Annotated in this window: 22 protein-coding genes; 15 read left to right on the top strand and 7 right to left on the bottom strand. The window is 56.1% G+C overall.

Annotated elements, in window-relative coordinates; all coding sequences use genetic code 11:
- Window positions 1–45: 45 nt before the first annotated feature.
- Window positions 46–1,353 carry an MFS transporter gene (locus WFK59_RS11910; protein ID WP_233985343.1) on the top strand — a complete coding sequence of 436 codons (1,308 nt, stop codon included), beginning with the start codon at window positions 46–48 and terminating at the stop codon, window positions 1,351–1,353.
- Window positions 1,354–1,390: 37 nt separating this feature from the next.
- On the opposite strand, the gene satP is transcribed toward WFK59_RS11910, so the two are convergent.
- Window positions 1,391–1,960: an acetate uptake transporter gene (satP, locus tag WFK59_RS11905; RefSeq protein WP_233985342.1), complete on the bottom strand. Its 570-nt coding sequence runs from the start codon at window positions 1,958–1,960 to the stop codon at window positions 1,391–1,393.
- Between the two features lie 304 nt (window positions 1,961–2,264).
- On the opposite strand from satP, the gene dnaK reads away from it, so the two are divergent.
- The 4 genes from dnaK to nhaR all read left to right on the top strand — a co-directional run bounded on the left by dnaK (window position 2,265) and on the right by nhaR (window position 7,702).
- Window positions 2,265–4,175, top strand: a complete 1,911-nt coding sequence (dnaK, locus tag WFK59_RS11900; protein ID WP_031376016.1) for a molecular chaperone DnaK — start codon at window positions 2,265–2,267, stop codon at window positions 4,173–4,175.
- A gap of 104 nt (window positions 4,176–4,279) precedes the next feature.
- On the top strand, window positions 4,280–5,425 hold the full coding sequence (gene dnaJ, locus WFK59_RS11895) for a molecular chaperone DnaJ (RefSeq protein WP_031376015.1): 1,146 nt from the start codon (window positions 4,280–4,282) through the stop codon (window positions 5,423–5,425).
- A gap of 167 nt (window positions 5,426–5,592) precedes the next feature.
- Window positions 5,593–6,798 carry a Na+/H+ antiporter NhaA gene (gene nhaA / locus WFK59_RS11890; RefSeq protein ID WP_233985340.1) on the top strand — a complete coding sequence of 402 codons (1,206 nt, stop codon included), beginning with the start codon at window positions 5,593–5,595 and terminating at the stop codon, window positions 6,796–6,798.
- Window positions 6,785–7,702, top strand: a complete 918-nt coding sequence (gene nhaR / locus WFK59_RS11885; protein ID WP_233985339.1) for a transcriptional activator NhaR — start codon at window positions 6,785–6,787, stop codon at window positions 7,700–7,702. The genes nhaA and nhaR overlap by 14 nt, the downstream gene beginning before the upstream one ends.
- 37 nt (window positions 7,703–7,739) lie before the next feature.
- Here nhaR and rpsT read toward each other — a convergent pair whose 3' ends face one another.
- Entirely contained in the window at window positions 7,740–8,003 is a 264-nt protein-coding gene (gene rpsT / locus WFK59_RS11880) for a 30S ribosomal protein S20 (protein ID WP_006117633.1), read from the bottom strand.
- A gap of 306 nt (window positions 8,004–8,309) precedes the next feature.
- On the opposite strand from rpsT, the gene ribF reads away from it, so the two are divergent.
- The 10 genes from ribF to folA all read left to right on the top strand — a co-directional run bounded on the left by ribF (window position 8,310) and on the right by folA (window position 21,973).
- Window positions 8,310–9,236: a bifunctional riboflavin kinase/FAD synthetase gene (ribF, locus tag WFK59_RS11875; protein WP_336755867.1), complete on the top strand. Its 927-nt coding sequence runs from the start codon at window positions 8,310–8,312 to the stop codon at window positions 9,234–9,236.
- A gap of 29 nt (window positions 9,237–9,265) precedes the next feature.
- Entirely contained in the window at window positions 9,266–12,082 is a 2,817-nt protein-coding gene (gene ileS, locus WFK59_RS11870) for an isoleucine--tRNA ligase (protein WP_233985337.1), read from the top strand.
- Window positions 12,082–12,588: a signal peptidase II gene (lspA, locus tag WFK59_RS11865; protein ID WP_233985336.1), complete on the top strand. Its 507-nt coding sequence runs from the start codon at window positions 12,082–12,084 to the stop codon at window positions 12,586–12,588. The genes ileS and lspA overlap by 1 nt, the downstream gene beginning before the upstream one ends.
- Before the next feature lie 3 nt (window positions 12,589–12,591).
- On the top strand, window positions 12,592–13,062 hold the full coding sequence (gene fkpB / locus WFK59_RS11860; protein ID WP_233985335.1) for an FKBP-type peptidyl-prolyl cis-trans isomerase: 471 nt from the start codon (window positions 12,592–12,594) through the stop codon (window positions 13,060–13,062).
- Window positions 13,043–13,996 (top strand): 4-hydroxy-3-methylbut-2-enyl diphosphate reductase, encoded by a 954-nt coding sequence (ispH, locus tag WFK59_RS11855; protein WP_233985334.1) that lies wholly within the window; start codon window positions 13,043–13,045, stop codon window positions 13,994–13,996. The genes fkpB and ispH overlap by 20 nt, the downstream gene beginning before the upstream one ends.
- Before the next feature lie 213 nt (window positions 13,997–14,209).
- A complete protein-coding gene (gene dapB / locus WFK59_RS11850; RefSeq protein ID WP_336755866.1) occupies window positions 14,210–15,025 on the top strand; it encodes a 4-hydroxy-tetrahydrodipicolinate reductase in 816 nt (271 codons plus the stop codon).
- Window positions 15,026–15,493: 468 nt separating this feature from the next.
- The gene (carA, locus tag WFK59_RS11845) at window positions 15,494–16,642 is read left to right on the top strand and encodes a glutamine-hydrolyzing carbamoyl-phosphate synthase small subunit (protein WP_336755865.1); all 1,149 of its coding nucleotides are present in this window, start codon (window positions 15,494–15,496) and stop codon (window positions 16,640–16,642) included.
- A gap of 13 nt (window positions 16,643–16,655) precedes the next feature.
- Complete coding sequence (gene carB / locus WFK59_RS11840) at window positions 16,656–19,883, top strand: carbamoyl-phosphate synthase large subunit (protein WP_094119235.1); 3,228 nt, start codon at window positions 16,656–16,658, stop codon at window positions 19,881–19,883.
- Between the two features lie 238 nt (window positions 19,884–20,121).
- Entirely contained in the window at window positions 20,122–21,255 is a 1,134-nt protein-coding gene (locus tag WFK59_RS11835) for a porin (protein ID WP_442956311.1), read from the top strand.
- A 235-nt stretch (window positions 21,256–21,490) separates the two neighbouring features.
- On the top strand, window positions 21,491–21,973 hold the full coding sequence (gene folA / locus WFK59_RS11830) for a type 3 dihydrofolate reductase (RefSeq protein ID WP_233985330.1): 483 nt from the start codon (window positions 21,491–21,493) through the stop codon (window positions 21,971–21,973).
- A gap of 54 nt (window positions 21,974–22,027) precedes the next feature.
- On the opposite strand, the gene apaH is transcribed toward folA, so the two are convergent.
- The 5 genes from apaH to surA are packed head-to-tail and all read right to left on the bottom strand — an operon-like array spanning window position 22,028 to window position 26,413.
- Window positions 22,028–22,885: a bis(5'-nucleosyl)-tetraphosphatase (symmetrical) ApaH gene (gene apaH / locus WFK59_RS11825; RefSeq protein WP_336755863.1), complete on the bottom strand. Its 858-nt coding sequence runs from the start codon at window positions 22,883–22,885 to the stop codon at window positions 22,028–22,030.
- Window positions 22,886–22,940: 55 nt separating this feature from the next.
- Window positions 22,941–23,318 (bottom strand): Co2+/Mg2+ efflux protein ApaG, encoded by a 378-nt coding sequence (gene apaG, locus WFK59_RS11820; protein ID WP_094119240.1) that lies wholly within the window; start codon window positions 23,316–23,318, stop codon window positions 22,941–22,943.
- A gap of 3 nt (window positions 23,319–23,321) precedes the next feature.
- Window positions 23,322–24,143, bottom strand: a complete 822-nt coding sequence (gene rsmA, locus WFK59_RS11815) for a 16S rRNA (adenine(1518)-N(6)/adenine(1519)-N(6))-dimethyltransferase RsmA (RefSeq protein ID WP_094119241.1) — start codon at window positions 24,141–24,143, stop codon at window positions 23,322–23,324.
- Complete coding sequence (pdxA, locus tag WFK59_RS11810) at window positions 24,136–25,128, bottom strand: 4-hydroxythreonine-4-phosphate dehydrogenase PdxA (protein ID WP_233985328.1); 993 nt, start codon at window positions 25,126–25,128, stop codon at window positions 24,136–24,138. Before pdxA ends, rsmA begins: the two co-directional genes overlap by 8 nt.
- Window positions 25,118–26,413, bottom strand: a complete 1,296-nt coding sequence (gene surA, locus WFK59_RS11805; protein WP_233985327.1) for a peptidylprolyl isomerase SurA — start codon at window positions 26,411–26,413, stop codon at window positions 25,118–25,120. Before surA ends, pdxA begins: the two co-directional genes overlap by 11 nt.
- Between the last annotated feature and the right edge of the window lie 41 nt (window positions 26,414–26,454).

Here is a 26,454-nt window from a genome sequence, read left to right as displayed (position 1 = left end):
GTAAGCCCAGCTTTACAACCTTTTCTCTTTTGCCTCTGGAATATTATGAATCCGACATCTGTTCAGCGCCTGACTGGCAAAGATTACAAAACGCTGGCGCTGGCCGCTCTCGGCGGCGCGCTGGAATTTTACGACTTCATTATTTTCGTCTTCTTCGCCGCAGTGATCGGCGAACTCTTTTTCCCCGCCGATATGCCTGAGTGGCTGCGCCAGTTGCAAACCTTCGCGATATTCGCGGCCGGTTATCTGGCGCGCCCGCTGGGCGGCATTATCATGGCGCACTTTGGCGATAAGGTCGGGCGTAAGAAGATGTTCAGCCTGAGCATCTTACTGATGGCGTTGCCGACCCTGATGATGGGCGCGTTGCCAACCTGGCAAACGCTCGGCATCGCTGCGCCGATTTTGATGCTGCTGCTGCGTATGTTGCAGGGTGCGGCGATTGGCGGTGAAGTGCCGGGTGCCTGGGTGTTTGTGGCAGAGCATGTTCCTTATAAACGCATCGGTATCGCCTGCGGCACGCTGACCGCCGGGCTGACCGTGGGTATTTTGCTGGGTTCGGTGGTGGCGACGCTGATCAATACCTCGATGACGCAGCAGGCGATCCTTGAGGGCGGCTGGCGTATTCCGTTCTTGCTCGGCGGGCTGTTTGGGCTGGGGGCGATGTACCTGCGCCGCTGGCTGCATGAGACGCCGGTATTTGTGGCGATGCAACAGCGTAAAGCGCTGGCGGAGACGCTGCCGCTGAAAACCGTGCTCACCCGGCATAAAAAATCGGTGGCGATCTCCATGCTGCTGACCTGGCTGCTGTCAGCCTGCATCGTGGTGGTCATCCTGATGTCGCCGGTCTGGTTGCAGAAGCAGCAAGGGATTGCGCCCGCGCTGACCCTGCAGGCCAACAGCATCGCCACCGTGATGCTCTGCTTCGGCTGCATTATTGCCGGTATGGCGGCTGACCGCTTTGGTGCCAGCCGCACGCTGTGCGTCGGCAGCGTGCTACTGGCGCTGTGTAGCTGGCTTTTTTACCATCAGGTTGCCAGCCATCCGCAGCAGCTGTTTCTGCTGTATGGTGTGGTGGGATTAAGCGTCGGCGTGGTCGGCGTGGTGCCGTTTGTGATGGTGCGCGCGTTTCCGGCTGAGGTGCGTTTTACCGGTCTCTCATTCTCTTACAACCTTTCCTATGCGATTTTTGGCGGTCTGACGCCTATCGTGGTTACGCTGATGATGCGTTTTTCGACCTTCGCGCCCGCCTGGTATGTGCTGGCCCTGGCGCTGGTGGGGCTGGTGGTGGGTATCTGGCTGCGGCGTGATATCAGCCATCAGCCTGGCCTGTATCAGGCGGTGAAACAAGGGTAACGGCATAAGCGGAGCCAGGCTCCGCTTATAACGCTGCTCAGACCTGCTTTGCACCAATCGGCAGAACAACGCGGTCGAAGGTTTCGTTCAGCACTTCACCCATTGCCAGATAACAGGCGCTGGCGCCACACACAATACCCACCCAGCCTGCATAGGGCACCAGTGCTGGCAGATGCATCAGATGCGCCACCGCCAGCAGGGCAAACAGCAGCGTCAGCGAGGCAAAAACAAACTGCAGCATCCGCGCACCCTTCAGCGTCCCGACGAACATAAAGAGCGTGAAGATACCCCACAGTGCCAGCCAGGCACCAAGAAAGCGTTCGTCGGTGGCATTTGCCAGACCCATTTTCGGCAGCAGCAGTATCGCCACAAAGCTCAGCCAGAACATGCCGTAAGAGGTAAAGGCGGTCAGCCCAAAGGTATTGTTCTTTTTGAACTCAAGCAGTCCGGCCAGCACCTGCGCGATCCCACCATAAAAAATGCCCATCGCTAAAATGGCGACGTCCATGGTGAACAAGCCAGTGTTGTGCAGGTTCAGCAGAATAGTTGTCATGCCAAATCCCATGAGTCCCAGCGGGGCAGGGTTAGCCAGCGTTGAATTTGCCATAGTTCCTCGGCGGTTAAACGATCGTTGATGAAAGAAAAGGTCTCCGCCTCGCTCCAGACGCTAAGCGGAGCGCCGCATCATATTCACCACCCTGCCAGCGATCTTTGATCCCAACAGGGCCAATGATGAAAAATTTTTTTTTGGTTTAACCCTTGATGCGCATCGAAGCGGCCCCATTTACTTGTCATCGAGCGTTGTGAACGTTGGAAAAAAAGCATGTGCTGGCAGGTTGAATGCAAACAACCCGCCCACATAAAAGGTTCACAACCCAAATTGGCAACGAATTTAAGTGGGAGATGTTTAGATGGGTAAGATTATTGGTATTGACCTGGGTACAACCAACTCTTGTGTTGCGATCATGGATGGCACTAAAGCACGCGTGCTGGAGAATGCCGAGGGCGATCGCACCACGCCTTCAATTATTGCTTACACGCAGGATGGCGAGACTCTGGTCGGTCAACCGGCTAAACGTCAGGCAGTGACCAACCCGCAGAACACCCTGTTCGCGATTAAGCGTCTGATCGGTCGTCGCTTCCAGGACGAAGAAGTGCAGCGTGATATCAAAATCATGCCGTACAAAATCACCAATGCAGACAACGGTGACGCCTGGCTGGAAGTGAAAGGTCAGAAAATGGCACCCCCGCAGATCTCTGCTGAAGTGCTGAAAAAAATGAAGAAAACCGCCGAAGATTACCTCGGTGAGCCAGTAACTGAAGCCGTTATTACCGTTCCGGCCTACTTTAACGATGCGCAGCGTCAGGCGACCAAAGATGCCGGCCGTATCGCGGGTCTGGAAGTGAAGCGTATCATCAACGAACCAACGGCAGCCGCGCTGGCGTATGGTCTGGATAAAGGCCAGGGCAACCGCACCATCGCAGTTTATGACCTGGGTGGCGGTACCTTCGATATCTCAATCATTGAGATCGACGAAGTTGATGGCGAAAAAACCTTTGAAGTTCTGGCGACCAACGGTGATACCCACCTGGGTGGTGAAGACTTCGACAGCCGCCTGATCAACTATCTGGTCGCAGAATTTAAGAAAGATCAGGGCATCGATCTGCACAACGATCCGCTGGCAATGCAGCGTCTGAAAGAAGCGGCAGAAAAAGCGAAAATCGAGCTTTCTTCAGCGCAGCAGACCGACGTTAACCTGCCATACATCACGGCAGACGCGACCGGTCCTAAGCACCTGAACATCAAAGTGACCCGTGCGAAACTGGAGTCACTGGTGGAAGATCTGGTTGCCCGTTCTATTGCGCCACTGAAAGTTGCGCTGCAGGATGCCGGTCTGTCAGTGTCTGACATCAACGACGTTATTCTGGTCGGTGGTCAGACGCGTATGCCGCTGGTTCAGGCCAAAGTAACGGAATTCTTTGGTAAAGAGCCACGTAAAGACGTGAACCCGGACGAAGCGGTTGCAGTAGGTGCAGCGGTTCAGGGTGGTGTACTGGGCGGTGACGTGAAAGACGTGCTGCTGCTGGACGTAACGCCACTGTCACTGGGTATCGAAACCATGGGTGGCGTGATGACGTCGCTGATCAGCAAGAACACCACTATCCCGACCAAGCACAGCCAGGTGTTCTCAACAGCTGAAGATAACCAGTCAGCCGTGACGATTCACGTGCTGCAGGGTGAGCGTAAACGCGCCAATGACAACAAGTCACTGGGCCAGTTCAACCTTGACGGTATCCAGGCGGCACCGCGCGGTATGCCGCAAATCGAAGTTACCTTCGATATTGATGCGGACGGTATCCTGCACGTGTCAGCGAAAGATAAGAACAGCGGTAAAGAGCAGAAAATCACCATTAAAGCCTCTTCCGGTCTGAACGACGAAGAGATCGAAAAAATGGTGCGTGACGCGGAAGCGAACGCTGAATCTGACCGTAAGTTCGAAGAGCTGGTACAGACCCGTAACCAGGGTGACCAGATTGCCCACAGCACGCGTAAGCAGCTGGATGAAGCGGGCGATAAGCTGACCGCTGACGACAAAGCGCCTATCGAAGCTGCGCTGGCCGCACTGGAAACCGCGCTGAAAGGCGAAGACAAAGCGGAAATCGACGCCAAAATGCAGGCGCTGATGGAAGTGTCTGGCAAACTGATGGAAGCCGCACAGCAGTCTCAGGCGGGTGCGGCGGATGCCGGCGATGCGTCAGCGAAGAAAGATGACGACGTTGTCGACGCTGAATTTGAAGAAGTGAAAGACAACAAGAAATAATTGCCCCTGACCGGGCGCGACGGTTGGCCTGACAGCCGTTGAAACCAGCACGGGCGTAGGAGTTCTCTCCACGCCCGTGCGATCATGTTAAGGGCTAAATAAATATGGCGAAGAGTGATTACTACGAGATTTTAGGCGTCGCCAAATCCGCAGACGAGCGTGAAATCAAAAAGGCTTACAAACGCCTGGCGATGAAGTTTCACCCGGACCGCAATCCCGGTGACAAAGAGGCCGAAGCCAAATTCAAAGAGGTCAAGGAAGCCTACGAAATCCTGACCGATGCGCAGAAGCGTGCGGCCTACGATCAATATGGCCACGCCGCCTTTGAACAGGGTGGCATGGGCGGCGGTGGATTCGGTGGCGGCGGCTTTGGTGGCGGCGGCGCAGATTTCAGCGATATCTTTGGCGACGTTTTCGGTGACATCTTTGGTGGCGGCCGCCGTCAGCGCGCAGCCCGTGGCGCCGATTTACGCTACAACATGGAGCTGTCGCTGGAAGAAGCGGTACGCGGCGTGACCAAAGAGATCCGCATTCCTACGCTGGAAGAGTGTGACGTCTGCCACGGCAGCGGCGCAAAAGCGGGAACGCAGCCTCAGACCTGTTCGACCTGTCACGGTGCGGGCCAGGTGCAGATGCGCCAGGGCTTCTTTACCGTGCAGCAAGCCTGTCCGACCTGTCACGGTCGCGGCTCGGTGATTAAAGATCCGTGCAATGCCTGTCATGGTCATGGCCGGGTAGAGAAGTCGAAAACGCTGTCGGTGAAAATCCCGGCCGGAGTCGACACCGGTGACCGCATCCGTCTGAGTGGTGAAGGTGAAGCCGGCGAGCAGGGCGCACCTGCGGGCGATCTCTACGTTCAGGTATCGGTGAAGAAGCACCCGATCTTTGAACGTGAAGAGAACAACCTCTACTGTGAAGTGCCAATCAACTTTGCGATGGCAGCACTGGGCGGTGAGATTGAAGTGCCGACGCTGGATGGTCGTGTGAAGCTGAAAGTGCCGTCTGAAACCCAGACCGGTAAACTGTTCCGCATGCGCGGACGCGGCGTGAAGTCGGTACGCGGCGGTGCGGTTGGCGATCTGTTGTGCCGGGTGGTAGTGGAAACGCCTGTCAGCCTCAACGAGAAACAGAAAGCGCTGTTGCGTGAACTGGAAGAGAGCTTTGGCGGACCGAGCGGCGAGCACAACAGCCCGCGCTCCAAGAGCTTTTTCGACGGCGTGAAAAAATTCTTTGATGACTTAACCCGCTAAGTGCATCCTGCTCCGAAGCCAGCGCCAGGTCGCTGGCTTTTTTTTGCCTGGGGCGATAGCTCGCTATTTCCGAGCGATATACGCTAAATAATCTGTTTTTTTCGAGCTATCATTATCGTTACTCTTAGAGACTTTGATTGATCTCTGGATGGATAAGGATAACGCGTGTGAATATCAGACTAAAAAAAATCCTGAATAGTGATGCGACCGGCGGGGTAGTGCTGATCCTGGCGGCTGCGCTGGCGATGATTCTCGCCAACAACGGTGACACACAACAGGGTTACCGCGACCTGCTGGCAATACCGGTCGAGTTTCGTTTTGGCAATCTCGATATCAGCAAAAATCTGCTGCTGTGGATCAACGATGCGCTGATGGCGCTGTTTTTCCTGATGGTGGGGCTGGAGGTCAAACGGGAACTGGTAATGGGCGCGCTGGCTAAGCGTGACCAGGCGATTTTCCCGCTGATTGCCGCACTGGGCGGGATGGTGGCACCGGCGGTGCTGTTCCTGCTGTTTAATGGCGCTGACGCCGAAACACGCAGCGGCTGGGCGATCCCGACCGCCACCGACATCGCCTTTGCTCTCGGTATTCTGGCGCTGTTAGGCAGCCGCGTGCCGCCCGCGCTGAAGATCTTCCTGATGGCGCTGGCGATCATCGACGATCTCGGGGCGATTGTGATTATCGCGCTGTTCTACACCCACGATCTCTCGGTCGCTTCACTGGGTGTGGCCGCCGCCGCGATTGGCGTGCTGGCGCTGATGAACCTGCTCAACGTCCGCAATACCGGGCTCTATTTACTGGTTGGCATGGTGCTGTGGACGGCGGTGCTGAAATCGGGCGTCCACGCGACGCTGGCTGGTGTGGTGGTCGGCTTCCTGATCCCGCTGGCGAAGAAAGAGGGGCACTCACCGGCCATTCACCTGGAGCATGCGCTGCATCCCTGGGTGCGCTGGCTGATTCTGCCGCTGTTTGCTTTTGCCAATGCCGGGGTCTCACTGAAGGGCGTCTCGTTTGATAGCCTGTTCTCGCTGCTGCCGCTGGGGATTGTTGCCGGACTGCTGATCGGTAAACCGCTGGGGATCACCCTGTTCTGCTGGCTGGCGGTGAAAACCGGCTTAGCCCGGCTGCCGGAAAATACCCACATTAAGGACATCGCGGCGGTGGGCGTGCTGTGCGGTATCGGCTTTACGATGTCGATCTTCATCGGCTCGCTGGCTTATGGCGATACCAATGCTGAACTGATTACCCTGGCGAAGCTCGGTATTCTGATTGGATCGATTCTCTCTGCGGTGCTGGGCTATCTGATTCTGTGGCGGCGTCTGGCCAATCGCCCGGCGCAGCTACGCGGGAATCCGGACCATGTCGCACATTAATTACAATCATCTCTACTACTTCTGGCACGCCTGCCGGGAGGGATCGATTGTCGGTGCGGCGGAGGCGCTCTCCCTGACGCCGCAAACCATTACCGGACAGATCAAGGCGCTGGAAGAGCGCCTGCAGGGCAAGCTGTTCCGCCGTCAGGGACGCGGGCTGGTGCCGACTGAGCTGGGGCAACTGGTGTTTCGCTATGCGGACCGCATGTTTATGCTCGGTCAGGAGATGCTGGATATCGTCAACTACCGCAAAGAGTCGCATCTGCTGTTTGATGTGGGCGTGGCGGATGCGCTCTCTAAGCAACTGGTGAGCAAAGTGCTGGAGACGGCGGTGGTGGCGGAAGAGAAGATCCATCTGCGCTGCTTCGAGTCGACCCATGAAATGCTGCTGGAGCAGCTCAGTCAGCATAAGCTGGATATGATCATCTCTGACTGCTCCATCGACTCGACCCAGCAGGAAGGGCTGTTTTCGGTCAAGCTGGGCGAGTGTCCGGTCAGTTTCTGGTCCACCCAGCCGCTGCCGGAACAGCCTTTTCCCGCCTGTCTGGAGACGCGCCGCCTGCTGATTCCGGGACGCCGTTCAATGCTGGGACGTAAGATTCTTAACTGGATCGACAGTCAGGGTTTGCAGGTTGAGATTCTGGGCGAGTTTGATGATGCCGCGTTAATGAAAGCGTTTGGTGCTCAGCAGAATGCGCTTTTTGTCGCTCCGGCACTGGACCGGCAGGAGATCTGGCAGCGTGAGGTGATCAGGGAGATCGGACGGCTGGATACGGTATTAGAGGAGTATCACATCATCTTTGCTGAGCGAATGATTCAGCATCCGGCCGTCCAGCGTATCTGCCATGCCGACTTCAGCGCGCTGTTTCCTCGCCATATCGCAGACGAAAAAAAACCGGCATAGCGCCGGTTCTTTCAACAAAGCGATGAACAAGCGGCGATTAAGCCAGTTTGTTGATCTGTGCAGTCAGGTTTGCTTTATAACGTGCAGCTTTGTTTTTGTGGATCAGACCTTTAGCAGCCTGACGGTCCACGATTGGTTGCATTTCATTGAATGCGTTCTGCGCAGCAGCTTTGTCGCCTGAAGCGATCGCCGCGTATACTTTCTTAACGAAGGTACGCATCATAGAGCGGCGGCTAGCGTTATGCTTACGGCGTTTCTCAGATGTTACGGCGCGTTTCTTAGCTGATTTGATATTAGCCAAGGTCCAACTCCCAAATGTGTTCTATAGAGACAAATCAAAGGCCGAGGACTATGCCCTTCCAACCTGATTTTGTCAATGGATTTGTGCAAATAAGCGTCGCTCTATGAGCAGCACTCGGTTACGTATTTGATGGCGCAAGATTCTACCAGCTTCGCCTCGCTGAATACAGTATTTCGCGACAAAATTCTTATCCGGGGCTTCCACGCCAGTAAATGCGCACCGTTAAGCATGAAAGGCGTGCTGACGGGTTAACCTCAGCCGGTTTCAAGGGTATAATCCGCCGATTTCCACCGGTTTGAGTCAGCCATGAAGTTTATCCGCGGTATTCATAATCTTAACGAGCAGCATCGCGGCTGCGTTCTGACCATTGGTAATTTCGATGGCGTGCACCGCGGTCACCAGGCGCTGATGTCCCGTCTGTGTGAAGAGGGACGGAAGCGTAATTTACCGGTGGTAGTGATGGTTTTTGAGCCACAACCGCTGGAGCTGTTTGCGGGTGACAAAGCCCCGGCTCGTCTGACGCGTCTGCGTGAAAAACTGCGCTACCTGGCTGAAGCTGGGGTCGATAAAGTGTTGTGCGTTCGCTTTGACCGCCGCTTTGCGGCCCTGTCCGCCCAGAGTTTTATCAGTGAATTACTGGTCGAAAAACTGGGCGTGAACTATCTCGCGGTGGGCGATGATTTCCGCTTTGGCGCTGGTCGCCAGGGGGATTTCCTGTTATTACAGAAAGCCGGTGCGGAGTATGGCTTTGATGTCGTCAGCACCGAAACCTTCTGTGACGGCGGCAAGCGCATCAGCAGCACCGCCGTTCGTCAGGCGCTGGCCGCGGATGACTTAGCGCTGGCGCAGTCGCTGTTAGGCCACCCCTTCAGTATTTCAGGTCGTGTGGTGCACGGTGATGCACTGGGACGCACGCTGGGTTTTCCTACCGCTAACCTTCCTCTGCGCCGCAGCGTTTCACCGGTGAAAGGGGTCTATGCGGTAGAGGTACACGGCCTGACGCCAGAGCCGCTACCCGGTGTCGCCAACATCGGTACCCGCCCGACGGTAAAAGGTTTACGCCAGCAGCTTGAAGTTCACCTGCTTGACATCAATATGAATCTGTATGGCCGGCACATCGACGTGGTGCTGAAGCATAAATTACGAAACGAGCAGCGCTTTGCCTCACTGGAGGCGTTGAAAGAACAAATTGCGAAAGATGTGGTAACGGCCCGGCAGTTCTTTGGGCTTTAACCTGAGCGAAAAACGGAATCGAGAATCTGATGAGTGACTATAAATCTACCCTGAATTTGCCGGAAACGGGATTCCCGATGCGTGGCGATCTGGCCAAACGCGAACCGGGAATGTTGCAACGCTGGAATGCTGACAACCTGTACGGCATTATCCGCGAAGCCAAAAAGGGGAAAAAAACCTTTATCCTGCATGATGGCCCTCCGTATGCAAACGGCAGCATTCATATTGGTCACTCCGTTAACAAGATTCTGAAAGACATTATCGTCAAGTCGAAAGGCATGGCGGGCTACGACTCGCCGTACGTGCCGGGCTGGGACTGTCACGGTCTGCCGATCGAGCATAAAGTTGAACAGATGATCGGCAAGCCAGGCGAGAAGGTCACTGCCGCCGAGTTCCGCGCCGCCTGTCGCCAATATGCGGCTGAGCAGGTTGAAGGCCAGAAGGCGGACTTTATTCGTCTGGGCGTGCTCGGCGACTGGGATCGTCCTTACCTGACGATGGATTTCACCACCGAAGCCAACATCATTCGCGCGCTGGGTAAAATCATCGGTAACGGTCACCTGCACAAAGGCGCCAAGCCGGTGCACTGGTGCCTTGACTGCCGTTCTGCGCTGGCAGAAGCGGAAGTGGAGTATTACGACAAGACTTCGCCTTCAATCGACGTGATGTTCAACGCTATCGATGCCGACGCGGTGCGTCAGGCGTTTGGTGCGGCGCAGGTTGATGGCCCGATTTCCCTGGTGATCTGGACCACCACGCCGTGGACGCTGCCGGCTAACCGCGCGATCTCATTAAACGCTGAATTTGACTACCAGCTGCTGCAGATCGACGGTCGCGCGCTGATCCTGGCGAAAGAGATGGTCGAAAGCGTGATGAAGCGCGCTGGCGTCAGCGAATGGCGCGTGCTGGGCGAATGCAAAGGCGCGGCGCTGGAGCTGCAGAAATTCCAGCATCCGTTCATGGCGATTCAGTCGCTGGTGGTACTGGGCGATCACGTGACGCTGGAAGCCGGTACCGGTGCGGTGCACACGGCGCCAGGCCACGGCCCGGATGACTATATCATCGGCCAGAAATATGGCATCGAAACCGCCAATCCGGTCGGTCCGGATGGCAGCTATCTGCCAGGCACCTATCCGACGCTGGATGGGGTCAACGTCTTTAAAGCCAACGACATGATCGTTGAGCTGCTGAAAGAGAAAGATGCGCTGCTGCACGTTGAGAAACTGCTGCACAGCTATCCGCACTGCTGGCGTCACAAAACGCCGATCATCTTCCGCGCCACACCGCAATGGTTCATCAGCATGGATCAGAAAGGCCTGCGTGCGCAGTCGCTGCAGGAGATCAAAGGCGTGCAGTGGATCCCGGACTGGGGTCAGGCGCGCATTGAATCGATGGTGGCTAACCGTCCTGACTGGTGCATCTCGCGTCAGCGTACCTGGGGCGTGCCGATGGCGCTGTTCGTCCATAAAGAGACCGAGCAGCTGCATCCGGAGACGCTGGCGCTGATGGAGAAAGTCGCGCAGCGCGTAGAGCAGGATGGCATTCAGGCATGGTGGGATCTCGATCCGCGTGAACTGATGGGCGATGACGCCGATAACTACGTTAAGGTGCCTGATACCCTGGACGTCTGGTTTGACTCCGGTTCAACCAGCTACTCCGTGGTCGATGCGCGTCCGGAGTTTGGCGGTCACGCCCCGGATATGTATCTGGAAGGTTCGGATCAGCATCGCGGCTGGTTCATGTCCTCACTGATGATCTCCACGGCGATGAAAGGCAAAGCGCCTTATCGTCAGGTACTGACCCACGGCTTCACCGTGGATGGTCAGGGCCGCAAGATGTCGAAGTCGATCGGCAACACCGTGTCGCCGCAGGATGTGATGAACAAACTGGGCGCTGATATTCTGCGTCTGTGGGTGGCTTCAACCGACTACTCCGGCGAAATGGCGGTGTCAGACGAGATCCTGAAGCGTTCTGCCGATGCTTATCGTCGTATCCGTAACACTGCCCGCTTCCTGCTGGCTAACCTCAGCGGATTCAATCCGGCGACCGACCTGGTGCAGCCGGAAGAGATGGTGGTGGTGGATCGCTGGGCCGTGGGCCGTGCGCAGGCGGCGCAGGCGGATATTACCGCGTCCTACGAAAACTATGACTTCCATGAAGTGATCCAGCGCCTGATGCAGTTTTGTTCGGTGGAGATGGGCAGCTTCTATCTCGACATCATCAAAGACCGTCAGTACACCGCCAAAGGCGACAGCCTGGCGCGTCGCAGCTGTCAGACCGCGCTGTGGCACATCGTTGAGGCGCTGGTGCGCTGGATGGCACCGATCATGTCGTTTACCGCGGATGAGATCTGGGGCTACCTGCCTGGCGATCGCGCGCAGTATGTCTTCACCGAAGAGTGGTATCAGGGCCTGTTTGGCCTGGCAGAAGATGAAGCGCTGAACGACGCCTACTGGGCTGAGCTGCTGAAAGTGCGCGGCGAAGTTAACAAGGTGATCGAGCAGGCGCGTGCCGACAAACGTATCGGTGGCGCACTGGAAGCGACGGTGACGCTCTATGCCGAGCCAGAGCTGGCGGCCAAACTGCAGGCGCTGGGCAATGAACTACGCTTTGTGCTGCTGACCTCGGGCGCGCAGGTGGCGGATTACGCCCTGGCGAACGACGAAGCGCAGCAGAGTGAATTGCTGAAAGGTCTGAAAATTGCCCTGCATAAAGCGGAAGGCGAGAAATGTCAGCGTTGCTGGCATTACACTACCGACGTCGGTCAGAACCCGGAGCACGCTGAAGTGTGTGGTCGCTGTTATACCAACGTAGCCGGCAACGGTGAAGAGCGTAAATTTGCCTGATGCGTAAACCTATTTTCTCAACCGGATTGCGCTGGCTGTGGCTGGTGCTGGTGGTGATTGTTGTCGACTTCGCCAGTAAGCAGTGGGTGATGAACAACATGATGCTGCACGAAACGCAGCCGCTGATGCCGTTCCTGAATCTGTTCTACGCCCACAACTACGGTGCGGCGTTCAGCTTCCTGGCGGACAAAGGCGGCTGGCAGCGCTGGTTCTTTGCCGGTATCGCGCTGGCGATTGTGGTCTCGCTGCTGGTGATGATGTATCGCAATCGCGCCAGTCAGAAGATCGCCAATATCGCCTATGCACTGATCATCGGCGGAGCGATAGGCAACCTGTTTGATCGCTCTTATCACGGCTTTGTGGTCGATTTTATCGATTTCTACGTCGGTAACTGGCACTTCGCTACATTTAATATCGCTGACTGCGGCATCTGTATTGGTGCGGCGTTAGTGGTGCTGGAGGGCTTTTTCAGCCCGGCCAGCAAACAGGCAAAACAGAAAGGGTAAGTGATGAGTGAGTCTGTACAGCGCGACAGCGCGGTGTTGGTGCATTTTACGCTGAAGCTGGAAGACGGCTCGACGGCGGAATCGACCCGTGCAAACGGCAAGCCGGCGCTGTTTCGTCTGGGCGATGGCAGCCTGTCGGCTGCGCTGGAACAGGCGCTGCTGGGGCTGAAGGCGGGTGAAACTAAACAGTTCACCCTGGCGCCCGAAGAGGCGTTTGGCAGCGTCAGCCCTGATCTGATCCAGTATTTCTCCCGTCGTGATTTTATCGACGCGGGAGAACCTGAAGTGGGTGCCATTATGCTGTTCACCGGCATGGGCGGCAGTGAAATGCCAGGGGTGATCCGTGAAGTCTCAGGTGATTCCATCACCGTCGATTTCAACCATCCGCTGGCAGGTCATCGTGTTCAGTTTGATATCGAGGTGCTGGAGATTGATCCGGCACTGGAGGCGAACGATGCAAATCCTGTTGGCTAATCCGCGCGGTTTCTGCGCTGGCGTAGATCGGGCAATCAGTATTGTCGAGCGTGCGCTGGAGATGTACGGCGCACCGATCTATGTGCGTCATGAAGTGGTGCACAACCGCTACGTGGTCAACAGTCTGCGCGAACGCGGCGCCATCTTCATTGAAGAGATTAGTGAAGTGCCCGATGACGCGATTCTGATCTTCTCTGCGCACGGTGTCTCTCAGGCGGTGCGTGCAGAAGCGAAGGCGCGCAATCTCACCATGCTGTTTGATGCTACCTGTCCGCTGGTGACCAAAGTACATATGGAAGTGGCGCGCGCCAGCCGTAAGGGCGTGGAAGCGATTCTGATTGGTCACGCCGGGCACCCGGAAGTGGAAGGCACTATGGGGCAGTACAACAACCCCAAAGGCGGTATGTATCTGGTCGAGTCGCCGGAAGATGTGTTTAAGCTGACGGTGAAAGACGAGAACAATCTCAGCTTCATGACGCAGACCACGCTGTCGGTGGATGATACCTCTGACATCATTGATGCGCTGCGTCAGCGCTTCCCGGCGATCATCGGGCCGCGTAAAGATGACATCTGCTACGCCACCACCAACCGGCAGGAAGCGGTGCGTACCCTGGCTAAAGATGCGGATGTGGTGCTGGTGGTAGGCTCGAAAAACTCCTCTAACTCTAACCGTCTGGCGGAACTGGCCCAGCGTGCCGGTAAACTGGCGAAGCTGATTGACTCTGCCGATGATATTCAGGAAGAGTGGGTCAAAGGTGTTGACTGCATCGGCGTGACCGCAGGTGCATCAGCGCCCGATATTCTGGTGCAGCAGGTGATCCAGCGCTTGCGTGACCTGGGCGGCGAAGCGGCGATTGAGCTGATTGGTCGTGAAGAGAATATCGTCTTTGAAGTGCCGAAAGAACTGCGGGTTGATGTGCGTAACGTGCAGTAAGTGACTGATTGTGATTTAAAATAAAGGCCGACTCTGTTCGGCCTTTTTTGTTTTTCTCTCTCGCCAATGCGCTGCCATGATTGCTTTTACTGATAATCGCGCGCGGCTGGCATAAAATTCTTATTATCCCTGATTAATAGTGGCGTGCCTGTTAACTCGTGGTTAACCTGATGACGCTTTGGATGCATAGTTTTGTTTTAGGAATGAATAAATATGAAGAATATCCGCATTGCCATTGTCGGCGCACCGGGCCGTATGGGCCGTCATCTGATCCAGGCGACGCAGCAGGCGGACGGGGTAGAACTGGGTGCCGCGCTGGCGCGTCCGGGCTCTTCTCTGATCGGCAGCGACGCCGGTGAGATGGCCGGTATTGGCAAAAACGGCATTATTATCGCTGACGACTTAGGCGCCGTGATCGATGACTTCGATGTGCTGATCGACTTTACCCGCCCGGAAGGCACGCTGGATTATCTGGCTGTCTGTCGTGAGCAGGGGAAAGCGATGGTGATTGGCACCACCGGTTTTGATGAAGCCGGTAAAGCAGCGATCCGTGCCGCCGCAGAAGAGATCGCCATTGTATTCGCCGCTAACTTCAGCGTGGGCGTGAACCTGGTGCTGAAGCTGCTGGAGAAGGCGGCCAAAGTAATGGGCGACTATGCGGATATCGAAATTATTGAAGCTCACCATCGTCACAAAGTGGATGCGCCGTCTGGCACCGCGCTGGCGATGGGGGAAGCGATTGCCGATGCCATGCAGTGGAAACTGGATGAGCATGCGGTCTATAGCCGTGAAGGCCATACCGGTGAGCGCCAGCCACAGACCATCGGCTTCGCGACGGTGCGGGCGGGGGATATCGTGGGTGAGCACACGGCGATGTTTGCTGATATTGGCGAGCGGGTAGAGATTACCCACAAGGCTTCAAGCCGTATGACCTTTGCAAATGGTGCCGTTAAGGCGGCATCCTGGCTGAAAGACAAGAAATCTGGCCTGTTTGATATGCGTGATGTGCTGGATTTATCGATGTTGTGAGTGTTGTGAACCATCGTGATGTGGTTGTTTCAATCGGTAATTACTTGATTGAAAAGGGGCAATGTTTTCATTGCCCTTAATTTTATCCAAAACAGGCGTTTCGATGTCATAATGCATCGTAAAATCTATTTTTAATCTTCATCACTGATTTTCTGCTCTTAAAATTGCTAATTTTGACCATTTGGTCAAAAATAACCGCCGCTACGTCACGGTTTCGATTTTTTGCTGTCTGGCAAACGATTATTCCACCGAGTTTTCCTCTCTTTTTACCGCTCATGCCCGTTTTACCACTCAGAAGGCAGATAATAGTGAAAAAATACCGGCTCAGGGTAGACAAGCACCAGGTCGATCATTAGAATGCGCGCAATTTGCCAAAAATCGACAATTCAGGCGGTTTTTGCATTGATTCAGGCCACTATTTTGAATTAATATGCAGATATTGTGACTGTTTATTCCCTGGAGGATGTTTTGATTAAGTCAGCGCTCTTGGTTCTGGAAGACGGAACCCAATTCCACGGTCGGGCCATCGGGGCAACAGGGTCGGCAGTGGGGGAAGTCGTTTTCAATACCTCAATGACCGGTTATCAAGAAATCCTCACTGATCCTTCCTATTCCCGCCAAATCGTCACTCTCACTTATCCTCATATCGGCAATGTCGGTGCCAATGCCGCCGACGAAGAATCCAGTCAGATTCATGCTCAGGGCCTGGTTATTCGTGATCTGCCGCTGATCGCCAGCAACTTCCGTAGCGAAGAGGGCTTATCCGCCTACCTGCAGCGCAATAACATTGTGGCGATTGCCGATATTGATACCCGTAAGCTGACGCGCTTACTGCGTGAGAAAGGGGCACAGAACGGCTGCATCATTGCCGGTGACAACCCGGATGCTGCGCTGGCGCTGCAAAAAGCCCAGGCGTTTCCGGGTCTGAAAGGAATGGATCTGGCGAAAGAAATCTGCACAGCGGAAACCTATAGCTGGCAGCAGGGCAGCTGGCAGCTGGAAGGAGGACTGCCAGAGCAGGCCTCAGCGGAAGCGCTGCCTTACCATGTGGTCGCTTATGACTACGGTGCCAAGCGTAACATCCTGCGGATGCTGGTGGACCGCGGCTGCCGCCTGACGGTCGTTCCGGCACAGACACCGGCCGAAGAAGTGCTGAAGCTGAACCCGGATGGCATTTTCCTCTCCAACGGTCCGGGCGACCCGGAACCCTGTGACTATGCCATCAGCGCCATTCAGGCCTTCCTGAAAACCGATATTCCGCTGTTTGGTATCTGCCTCGGCCACCAGTTACTGGCGCTGGCCAGCGGAGCGAAAACCGTCAAGATGAAGCTGGGCCACCACGGCGGCAACCATCCGGTGAAAGATCTGGATAACAACCGCGTGATGATTACGGCGCAGAACCACGGTTTTGCAGTGGATGAAACCGATCTGCCGGCGAACCTGCGCGTGACGCACATTTCGCTGTTTGACCAGACCGTGCAGGGGATTCACCGCACGGACAAGCCCGCGTTCAGCTTCCAGGGTCACCCTGAAGCGAGTCCGGGGCCGGGCGATGCCGCACCGCTGTTTGACCACTTTATTGAATTGATTGACGCATTCCGTTCGAAAGCGAAGTAATCAGGAGCTAATCATGCCAAAACGTACAGACATAAAATCCATCCTGATTCTTGGCGCCGGTCCGATTGTGATCGGCCAGGCCTGCGAATTTGACTATTCCGGTGCGCAGGCGTGTAAAGCGCTGCGTGAAGAGGGTTACCGCGTCATTCTGGTCAACTCCAACCCGGCGACCATTATGACTGACCCGGAAATGGCCGATGCGACCTACATTGAGCCGATTCACTGGGAAGTAGTACGTAAAATCATCGAAAAAGAGCGCCCGGATGCGGTCCTGCCGACCATGGGCGGCCAGACAGCGCTGAACTGTGCGCTGGAGCTGGAACGTCAGGGCGTGCTGGCGGAATTTGGCGTCACCATGATTGGTGCCACTGCCGATGCGATTGATAAGGCTGAAGACCGTCGCCGTTTCGACGTGGCGATGAAAAGTATCGGGCTGGATACCGCCCGCTCTGGCATCGCGCACAATATGGAAGAAGCGCTGGCGGTGGCTGAAGATGTCGGTTTCCCCTGCATCATCCGTCCTTCATTCACCATGGGCGGCACCGGCGGCGGTATCGCCTATAACCGCGAAGAGTTTGAAGAGATTTGCGAACGCGGTCTCGACCTCTCTCCGACCAACGAGCTGCTGATTGATGAGTCGCTGATTGGCTGGAAAGAGTATGAGATGGAAGTGGTGCGTGATAAGAACGACAACTGCATCATCGTCTGCTCAATCGAAAACTTCGATGCGATGGGTATTCACACCGGTGACTCGATCACCGTCGCACCTGCCCAGACGCTGACCGATAAAGAGTACCAGATCATGCGTAACGCCTCGCTGGCGGTGCTGCGTGAAATCGGTGTCGAAACCGGTGGCTCCAACGTGCAGTTCTCGGTCAACCCGAAAAACGGTCGACTGATTGTGATCGAGATGAACCCACGCGTCTCGCGCTCCTCCGCGCTGGCGTCCAAAGCCACCGGCTTCCCGATTGCTAAAGTGGCAGCCAAACTGGCGGTCGGCTTTACCCTCGATGAGTTGATGAACGACATCACCGGCGGCTTAACGCCAGCCTCGTTCGAGCCCTCGATTGACTACGTGGTGACCAAGATCCCACGCTTCAACTTTGAAAAATTTGCCGGTGCCAACGATCGCCTGACCACCCAGATGAAATCGGTGGGTGAAGTGATGGCGATTGGCCGCACCTTCCAGGAATCGATGCAGAAAGCGCTGCGCGGGCTGGAAGTCGGAGCTAATGGCTTCGACCCGAAAGTTCACCTCGACGATCCGGAAGCGCTGACCCGCATCCGTCGCGAACTGAAAGATGCCGGTTCTGACCGCATCTGGTATATCGCGGATGCGTTCCGTGCCGGCATGTCCGTGGATGGCGTCTTCAACCTGACCAACATCGACCGCTGGTTCCTGGTGCAGATTGAAGAGCTGGTGCGGCTGGAAGAGCAGGTAGCGCGTGAAGGGGTTAACAGCCTCGACTATACGTTCCTGCGCGCCCTGAAGCGTAAAGGCTTTGCCGATGCACGACTGGCGACGCTGGCTGGTGTGGCTGAAAGCGAGATTCGTAAGCTGCGTCAGCAGTTTAACCTGCACCCGGTCTACAAGCGCGTGGATACCTGCGCCGCAGAGTTCGCCACCGATACCGCTTACATGTACTCCACTTATGAAGAAGAGTGCGAAGCGAATCCGAATCAGGATCGCGAAAAGATTATGGTGCTGGGCGGCGGACCCAACCGTATCGGCCAGGGCATTGAGTTCGATTACTGCTGCGTGCACGCGGCGCTGGCGCTGCGTGAAGATGGTTACGAGACCATTATGGTCAACTGTAACCCGGAAACCGTTTCGACCGACTACGACACCTCTGATCGCCTCTACTTCGAACCGGTCACGCTGGAAGATGTGCTGGAGATTGTGCGCATCGAGCAGCCGAAGGGCGTTATCGTCCAGTATGGCGGTCAGACCCCGCTGAAACTGGCGCGCGCGCTGGAAGCCGCTGGCGTACCGGTTATCGGAACCAGCCCGGACTCGATTGACCGTGCTGAAGACCGTGAGCGTTTCCAGCAGGCTGTCGATCGCCTGAACCTCAAGCAGCCGGCGAATGCCACAGTGGCGACGCTGGAGCAGGCGGTGGAAAAAGCCGCCGGACTGGGTTATCCGCTGGTGGTGCGTCCTTCCTATGTGCTGGGTGGACGCGCGATGGAGATCGTCTATGACGAAATCGACCTCAAGCGCTACTTCCAGACGGCGGTCTCGGTTTCAAACGATGCGCCGGTACTGCTCGACCGCTTCCTTGATGATGCGGTAGAAGTGGATGTCGATGCGATTTGCGACGGTGAGCGGGTGCTGATTGGCGGCATCATGGAACACATTGAGCAGGCTGGCGTGCACTCCGGTGACTCCGCCTGTTCCCTGCCGGCCTATACCCTGAATCAGGAGATTCAGAATGTGATGCGTCAGCAGGTTGAGAAGCTGGCGTTTGAGCTCAACGTGCGCGGCTTAATGAACGTGCAGTTCGCAGTGAAAGACAATGAAGTCTATCTGATTGAGGTCAACCCTCGCGCCGCGCGTACCGTGCCGTTCGTCTCCAAGGCGACCGGTGTGCCATTGGCGAAAGTGGCAGCGCGCGTGATGGCTGGCAAAACCCTGGCCGAGCAGGGCGTCACCGAAGAGGTGATTCCGCCTTACTATTCGGTGAAAGAGGTGGTGCTGCCGTTCAACAAGTTCCAGGGTGTCGACCCGATCCTGGGCCCGGAAATGCGCTCCACCGGTGAGGTGATGGGTGTGGGCCGGACCTTCGCTGAAGCCTTTGCCAAAGCGATGCTCGGTGCGCAGAGCAACATGAAGAAATCAGGCCGTGCGCTGTTGTCGGTGCGTGAAGGCGATAAGAAACGTATCGTCGACCTCGCCGCTAAACTGCAGAAGTTTGGTTTCGAACTGGATGCGACCCACGGTACGGCGGTAGTGCTGGGTGAAGCCGGCATCAATCCGCGGCTGGTCAACAAGGTGCATGAAGGGCGTCCGCACATTCAGGATCGTCTGAAGAATGGCGAGTACACCTACATCGTCAATACCACCGCAGGCCGTCAGGCAATTGAAGATTCCAAGCTGATTCGCCGCAGCGCACTGCAGTATAAAGTGCACTACGACACCACGCTGAACGGCGGTTTCGCCACGGCGATGGCGCTGAATGCCGATCCGACGGAACAGGTTATTTCGGTGCAGGAAATGCACGCACAAATCAAAGCGAAATAATGGTGATAACGGCTCCTGCGGGAGCCGTTTTTTTTGGCTTTTATTGGTACTGAAATGCTCGTGATAAGCAGACGCATTTGAATTAAAGCTACTGATTTGGCTTAATTTTTTAGCTTTCGGTGCGAATAAAGTCGTTTCGCACGTTTTTATAATTGAAACACTTCCTGTACAAATCTTTCATCAGTACTATGCCTGCCGCTTATTACCAGAGCGGATTCAGGACAAAAATAAAATGAAAATGCGTACTTTTTCTCTGAGTGCAGTGGCTGCACTAATGGCAATGCTCCCTTTCGCCAGCCAGGCGGAAATTACCCTGTTAAAACAGGACCCGCAGGCGGGCGATCCGCTTAGCCGTCTGAACTTTACCGTGGGCGGCAGTATTCGTGCCCAGGTCAACCACCAGACCGGCGTCAATGATAAATCCTACAAGCGTGACGGCTTTGACGGCGGCACCCGTTTCCGTTTCGGTGCTGACTACTACCTGTTTGATGATGTCAGCTGGATCAGCTACTACGAGCTGGGCGTCAACGTGCCGGCGGTATTCGACTGGGATCGTCACTACGCGGATGGTGCCAATAACACCACCCGTCGCCAGCTCTATACCGGTCTGAAAAGCAAAACCTGGGGTCAGCTGACCTTTGGCCAGCAGAACAGCGTCTATTACGACGTAGTAGGCGCCAAAACCGATATCTGGGATTACGACATGATCGGCCAGGCACCTGGCAACGGCATCAATGGCGACTACGACGGATCTTACCGCTCGCGTAAGCAGCTGAAGTATAAAAACACCTTCGGCGACGTCGATCTCTATGCCTCCTACCTGTTTGACGATAACGAATATCTGCCAGGCAACGGCCTGCGCTACAAACGTAAAGGCGGCGGTTCGCTGGGTCTGGATTATCACATCACTGACGATCTGACCTGGGGCACGGCGTGGAACTATACCCGTGCGGCGATGCGTAACCCGGATAACGGCGACAGCAAAGATTATGACCAGAACATTCTGGGTACTGCGCTGAGCTGGACGCCAGGCAACTGGACCCTTTCGGCGGGCGGTGGCTGGTATCAGAACTTCATGACCACCAAACGCAAAGATGTGCACGATTACTTTGCTGACGACGCCTGGGGCATTGAATACTTTGCCGGTTATAAAGTTCCGGTGGCGCAGTATGGTCTGAAAGCGGTGCAGCCTTATGTCATGGGCGATCGTATCGAGTACGCTAACGGTCGTAATTACCAGCGTATCGATAACGGCCTGGGCGTTACGCTGTTCCTCGACTATGGCTTCCGCGTCGATTACGAACATGTCTTTACCTCCAGCACTGATAACCTCGGTGATATGAATCTGGTGCGTCTGCGCTACGACTTCTGATTATCCTGACGGCTCCTGCGGGAGCCGTTTTTATCTCTTCCTCTCCTTTTTGTACCAGCCTGAGCCGGATCTCTGGCGAGCTGTGGTCAACTGCTGCCAATGTGCGGTGAAAAACTCTGCATCAGCGCGAAAACGCGGTGGCTAAACAGCTTTACGCAAATAGACCTTTCCCGCTATCGACGAAAGTTTCGCCTTTACGTATGATGGCGCCAATTTTTTCCAGTGAGTGGTTAACATGATTAGTCTTATCGCGGCATTAGCAGCAGATCGCATTATTGGTATGGAGAACGCCATGCCGTGGGACCTGCCTGCAGATTTGGCGTGGTTTAAGCGCAACACGCTGAAAAAGCCGGTTATTATGGGGCGGCTGACCTTTGAATCGATTGGTCGTCCGTTGCCGGGCCGTCTGAACATCGTGGTCAGCAGCAAGCCGGGCAGCACGGAAGGCGTTACCTGGGTCACCTCGCTGGAGGCGGCGTTAGAGGCTGCAGGTGAGGCGGAAGAGGTGATGGTGATTGGTGGCGGCCGGATTTATGAGCAGATGCTGCCGCGCGCTGACCGTCTCTATCTGACCCATATTGATGCGGAAGTGGAAGGCGACACTCAGTTCCCGGACTATGAGCCCGATGAGTGGCAATCGACCTTCAGCGAGTTTCATGACGCGGATGCGCAGAACTCACACAGCTACTGTTTTGAGATCCTCGATCGCCGCCGTTAAGCCCGCGCGCAATAAAAAAAGCCCTGAATTTTCAGGGCGTTTTTGTTTGTCTGATCAACCTGCGGATTGTTGCGTAATGACTTCATCCGGCAGCGGTTGCTGGCGATTGGAAGGCTGCACATAGTAGCGCTGACTTTCCCAGTGCAGCAGGGTCAGCGTGCCGCCCCAGCAGCAGCCCGTATCCAGACCAATAATCCCTGCAGGCGTGCCTTTGCCTTCCAGCGAAGCCCAGTGACCGAACACAATGGTGTAGTCGCGTGCTACCGGTCCCTCAATGTTGAACCAGGGCTTTAACGGCGGCAGCGCCGACTCCGGCGCATCCTTACAGATCATATCCAGCTGACCATTCGGGAAGCAGTAACGCATGCGGGTCAGGGCATTGGTACTGAAGCGCAGGCGGGCCAGTCCGGTGAGCTCTTCGCTCCAGTTATTCGGCATGTCGCCATACATCGCATCCAGGAACAGCGGATAGCTGTCACTGGCGAGCACCGACTCCACTTCACGCGCACACTTTTTCGCGGTTTCGATATCCCACTGTGGCGTAATACCGGCATGGCCCATCACCAGCTTGTGGTCTTCATCGACCTGTAACAGCGGCTGCCGACGCAGCCAGTTAATCAGCTCGTCGGCGTCGTCTGCTTCCAGTAGCGGTGTCAGACGATCTTTAGGCTTATTACGGCTGATGCCGGCATAGACAGCCAGCAGATGGAGATCGTGATTACCCAGAACCAGCCGCACCGCGTCACCCAGCGATTTAACGTAGCGCAGGACTTCAAGCGAGCCGGGGCCGCGTGCCACCAGGTCGCCGGTCAGCCACAGCGTATCCTGCTGAGGATCGAAATCGACCTGCTGCAGCAGCGCACGTAATTCGTCGTAGCACCCGTGAACGTCACCAATCAGGTATGTGCTCATAGACTTTTATCCAGTATGAAAATTTGCCCGACGACGCGGGCAACAGGCGTGTAAATCAATGAATGTGAGTCTGAATTGCGAGGCGGAAAACCGGGATCTCAACGTGAAAGGTTTCACCCTGCTCGTCGACCATCACGTAGTGTCCCTGCATGGTGCCCATCGGCGTTTCAATCACGGCACCACTGGTGTATTGAAATTCATTACCGGCGGCGATGTGCGGCTGTTCACCCACCACGCCTTCGCCCTGAACTTCAGTTTCCCGGCCGTTACCGTTGGTAATCAGCCAGTAACGTCCCAGCAGTTGCACCGATGAACGGCCGAGGTTGCGAATGGTAATGGTATAGGCGAAGACGTAACGTTCGTCATCCGGTGAGGATTGCGAAGCAACGTACTGGCTTTGCACATGAACCGAGACGCGGGCCGTTTCACTCATCACTTACTCCTGCGATTTTCCCTGATGGTCCGCCAGCCAGTTTGCCAGCTGACAATATTGCGCAACCGAGACGTTCTCGGCCCGCAGGGTTGGATCAATCGACAACGCTTCCAGCGCTCCGGCCGCGACCATATGGCTCAGGCTGTTGCGCAGGGTTTTACGACGCTGACCAAAGGCTTCGGTGGTCACGCGGCTCAGGATACGCACGTCGCTGACCGGATGCGGCGGCTCGGCAAACGGCACCAGACGTACCACGGCAGAGTCTACTTTCGGCGGCGGGGTGAAGGAGTGCGGTGGCACTTCCAGCACCGGGATCACCTGGCAGTAATATTGCGCCATCACCGTCAGACGGCCATACGCTTTGCTGCCCGGACCGGCCACCAGACGGTTGACCACCTCTTTCTGCAGCATGAAGTGCATGTCTTTGATCGAACCAGTATAGCTGAAAAGGTGAAACATCAGCGGGGTCGAAATATTGTACGGCAGGTTACCAAACACACGCAGCGGCTGGCCTCTTTCCTGCGCCAGCGCGGCGAAGTCGAAGGTCATGGCATCCTGCTGGAAAATGGTCAGCTTCGGTCCGAGGAACGGATGGGTTTGCAGGCGCGCAGCGAGATCGCGGTCCAGTTCCACCACCGTTAAGCTGTCGAGGCGTTCGCCCACCGGCTCGGTTAAGGCACCCAGGCCAGGACCGATCTCCACCAGCGCTTCATCGCGCTGCGGATGGATAGCGGAGACAATGCTGTCGATAATGTACTGATCGTTCAGGAAGTTCTGCCCGAAACGTTTACGGGCGTAGTGCCCCTGATGGACGCGATTATTCATTACTGCTCTTGATCATAGTGATGGCGAGGTTAAGCGCCGTGATGAAGCTGCCCGGTTCAGCCTGGCCCAGCCCGGCAAGTTCAAGCGCGGTACCGTGGTCAACTGAAGTCCGGATAAAGGGCAGGCCAAGGGTAATATTTACCGCCCGGCCAAACCCCTGAAATTTTAGCACCGGCAGGCCCTGGTCGTGATACATCGCCAGCACCGCATCGGCATATTGCAGATATTTGGGCTGGAACAGCGTATCCGCCGGCAGCGGGCCGGTGAGCTGAATGCCCTGCTGACGCAGTTCGTTCAATGCCGGGATTATAACGTCGATCTCTTCGCGACCCATGTGGCCGCTTTCACCCGCATGCGGGTTAAGGCCGCAGACGTAAATGTGCGGCTCGGCGATGGCGAATTTCTGCTGCAGGTCGTGATGCAGAATGGTAATGACTTCGTGCAGGCACTCCCGCGTTACCGCGTCGGAGACCGCTTTCAGCGGCAGATGGGTGGTGGCCAGCGCAACGCGTAACTCTTCTGTTGCCAGCATCATCACTACCCGATGGCCACCGGCGCGATCGGCAAAGAACTCGGTATGACCGGTGAAGGCGATACCGGCATCGTTGATCACGCCTTTGTGTACCGGGCCGGTGATCAGAGCGGCAAATTCACCGCTCAGACAACCGTCACAGGCGCGCGCCAGCGTGGACAACACATAGTCGCTGTTGGCCACGCAAAGCTCACCAGGCGATACTGGCTGTGCGGTTTCAATCGGCAGAATGGTCAGCGTACCCGCCTGCTGTGGCTGTGCCGCCACGCCAGGCTGGTAATTCCGCAGCGTCAGCGGCAGACCGAGCTGCGCGGCGCGCTGTTGCAATAAAGCCGGTGAGGCGCACACCACCAGTTCAACCGGCCAGTTTTGCTGGGCCAGTTGCACCGTCAAATCGGGACCAATCCCGGCAGGTTCGCCGGGCGTGATCACCACACGGGCATTACTGCGCATTGCCATCCAGAATCTTCACGTAGGCACTGGCGCGTTGTTCCTGCATCCAGGTCTGTGCTTCTTCTGCAAACTTGCGGTTGAACAGCATGCGGTAAGCACGCTCTTTCTGGGCCGCATCGGTTTTATCCACCTGACGGGTATCCAGCAGCTGGATTAAATGCCAGCCGAAAGAGGAGTGAACCGGCTGGCTGGTCTGGCCTTTTTGCAGGCGCAGCAGCGCATCACGGAACGCCGGATCAAAGGCTTCCGGTGAGGTCCAGCCGAGATCGCCGCCCTGGTTGGCCGAGCCGGGATCGTCAGAGAACTTTTTAGCGGCGGCCGCGAAGGTGGTTTTTCCGCTGCGGATATCGGCGGCAATCTGCTCTAACTGAGCACGCGCCTGATCGTCAGTGAGAATCGGCGACGGCTTCAGCAGAATGTGACGCGAATGCACTTCGGTCACCGAGACATTTTTGCTCTCACCGCGCAGATCGTTCACCTTCAGAATGTGGAAACCGACACCGGAACGAACCGGACCGACGATATCGCCTTTTTTCGCGGTTGCCAGCGCCTGTGCAAACAGCGTTGGTAACTCTTCAATTTTGCCCCAGCCCATGTTGCCGCCTTTCAGCGCCTGCGAGTCAGCTGAGTAAGTGACCGCCATTTTGCCGAAGTCAGCGCCGTTTTTCAGTTCACCCACCAGCTGTTTCGCCAGGGTTTCCTGCTCATCGACCTGCTGTTGGGTCGGGTTTTCTGGCAGCGGCAGCAGGATGTGGCTGACGTTCAGCTCGGTGCCCTGGCTGTTCTGAGAGCCGATCTGGGTGGCAAGCGTATCCACTTCCTGCGGCAGAATGGTGACGCGACGGCGCACTTCGTTATTACGCACTTCCGCAATCAACATCTCTTTACGGATCTGCGAACGGTAAGTGCCGTAATTCATGCCGTCGTAAGCCAGGCGGCTACGCAGCTGATCGAGGCTCATGCGGTTCTGCGCAGCGATGTTCTGAATCGCCTGATCCAGCTGCTGGTCGCTGATCTCAACGCCCGCTTTTTCGCCCATCTGCAGAATAATGTTGTCCATGATCTGACGTTCCAGAATCTGGTGGCGCAACGTTTTGTCATCTGGCAACTGCTGACCTGCCTGCTGGGCCTGAGATTTGACGGTGCTCATCATCCCGTCAACGTCGCTCTCAAGCACCACGCCGTTATTGACCACGGCTGCAACTTTATCAACCACTTGTGGTGCTGCGAACGCGGTGTTGGCACTGATCGCCACACCAAGAATCAGCATTCTCCAGTTCTTCATACTTTATCCATTGTTGGTTCCGCACTGCGGGATTGCCTGTC

This window comes from Pantoea sp. USHLN298 (assembly GCF_037149395.1).
GTDB lineage: Bacteria > Pseudomonadota > Gammaproteobacteria > Enterobacterales > Enterobacteriaceae > Pantoea > Pantoea astica.
The sequence above is the reverse complement of the archived record's forward strand: the minus strand, read 5'-3'. Positions and strand labels throughout refer to the sequence as shown.

What these genes read in the sequence shown, in the direction of transcription:
- folA (WP_233985330.1), top strand. Translation starts at nt 21,491, where the DNA reads ATGATTAGTCTTATCGCGGCATTAGCAGCAGATCGCATTATTGGTATG.
- WFK59_RS11910 (WP_233985343.1), top strand. Translation starts at nt 46, where the DNA reads ATGAATCCGACATCTGTTCAGCGCCTGACTGGCAAAGATTACAAAACG.
- ispH (WP_233985334.1), top strand. Translation starts at nt 13,043, where the DNA reads ATGCAAATCCTGTTGGCTAATCCGCGCGGTTTCTGCGCTGGCGTAGAT.
- nhaR (WP_233985339.1), top strand. Translation starts at nt 6,785, where the DNA reads ATGTCGCACATTAATTACAATCATCTCTACTACTTCTGGCACGCCTGC.
- dnaK (WP_031376016.1), top strand. Translation starts at nt 2,265, where the DNA reads ATGGGTAAGATTATTGGTATTGACCTGGGTACAACCAACTCTTGTGTT.
- ileS (WP_233985337.1), top strand. Translation starts at nt 9,266, where the DNA reads ATGAGTGACTATAAATCTACCCTGAATTTGCCGGAAACGGGATTCCCG.
- apaG (WP_094119240.1), bottom strand. Translation starts at nt 23,318, where the DNA reads ATGAGTGAAACGGCCCGCGTCTCGGTTCATGTGCAAAGCCAGTACGTT.
- WFK59_RS11835 (WP_442956311.1), top strand. Translation starts at nt 20,122, where the DNA reads ATGCGTACTTTTTCTCTGAGTGCAGTGGCTGCACTAATGGCAATGCTC.
- ribF (WP_336755867.1), top strand. Translation starts at nt 8,310, where the DNA reads ATGAAGTTTATCCGCGGTATTCATAATCTTAACGAGCAGCATCGCGGC.
- dapB (WP_336755866.1), top strand. Translation starts at nt 14,210, where the DNA reads ATGAAGAATATCCGCATTGCCATTGTCGGCGCACCGGGCCGTATGGGC.
- dnaJ (WP_031376015.1), top strand. Translation starts at nt 4,280, where the DNA reads ATGGCGAAGAGTGATTACTACGAGATTTTAGGCGTCGCCAAATCCGCA.
- satP (WP_233985342.1), bottom strand. Translation starts at nt 1,960, where the DNA reads ATGGCAAATTCAACGCTGGCTAACCCTGCCCCGCTGGGACTCATGGGA.
- pdxA (WP_233985328.1), bottom strand. Translation starts at nt 25,128, where the DNA reads ATGCGCAGTAATGCCCGTGTGGTGATCACGCCCGGCGAACCTGCCGGG.
- surA (WP_233985327.1), bottom strand. Translation starts at nt 26,413, where the DNA reads ATGAAGAACTGGAGAATGCTGATTCTTGGTGTGGCGATCAGTGCCAAC.
- carB (WP_094119235.1), top strand. Translation starts at nt 16,656, where the DNA reads ATGCCAAAACGTACAGACATAAAATCCATCCTGATTCTTGGCGCCGGT.
- lspA (WP_233985336.1), top strand. Translation starts at nt 12,082, where the DNA reads ATGCGTAAACCTATTTTCTCAACCGGATTGCGCTGGCTGTGGCTGGTG.
- apaH (WP_336755863.1), bottom strand. Translation starts at nt 22,885, where the DNA reads ATGAGCACATACCTGATTGGTGACGTTCACGGGTGCTACGACGAATTA.
- fkpB (WP_233985335.1), top strand. Translation starts at nt 12,592, where the DNA reads ATGAGTGAGTCTGTACAGCGCGACAGCGCGGTGTTGGTGCATTTTACG.
- rsmA (WP_094119241.1), bottom strand. Translation starts at nt 24,143, where the DNA reads ATGAATAATCGCGTCCATCAGGGGCACTACGCCCGTAAACGTTTCGGG.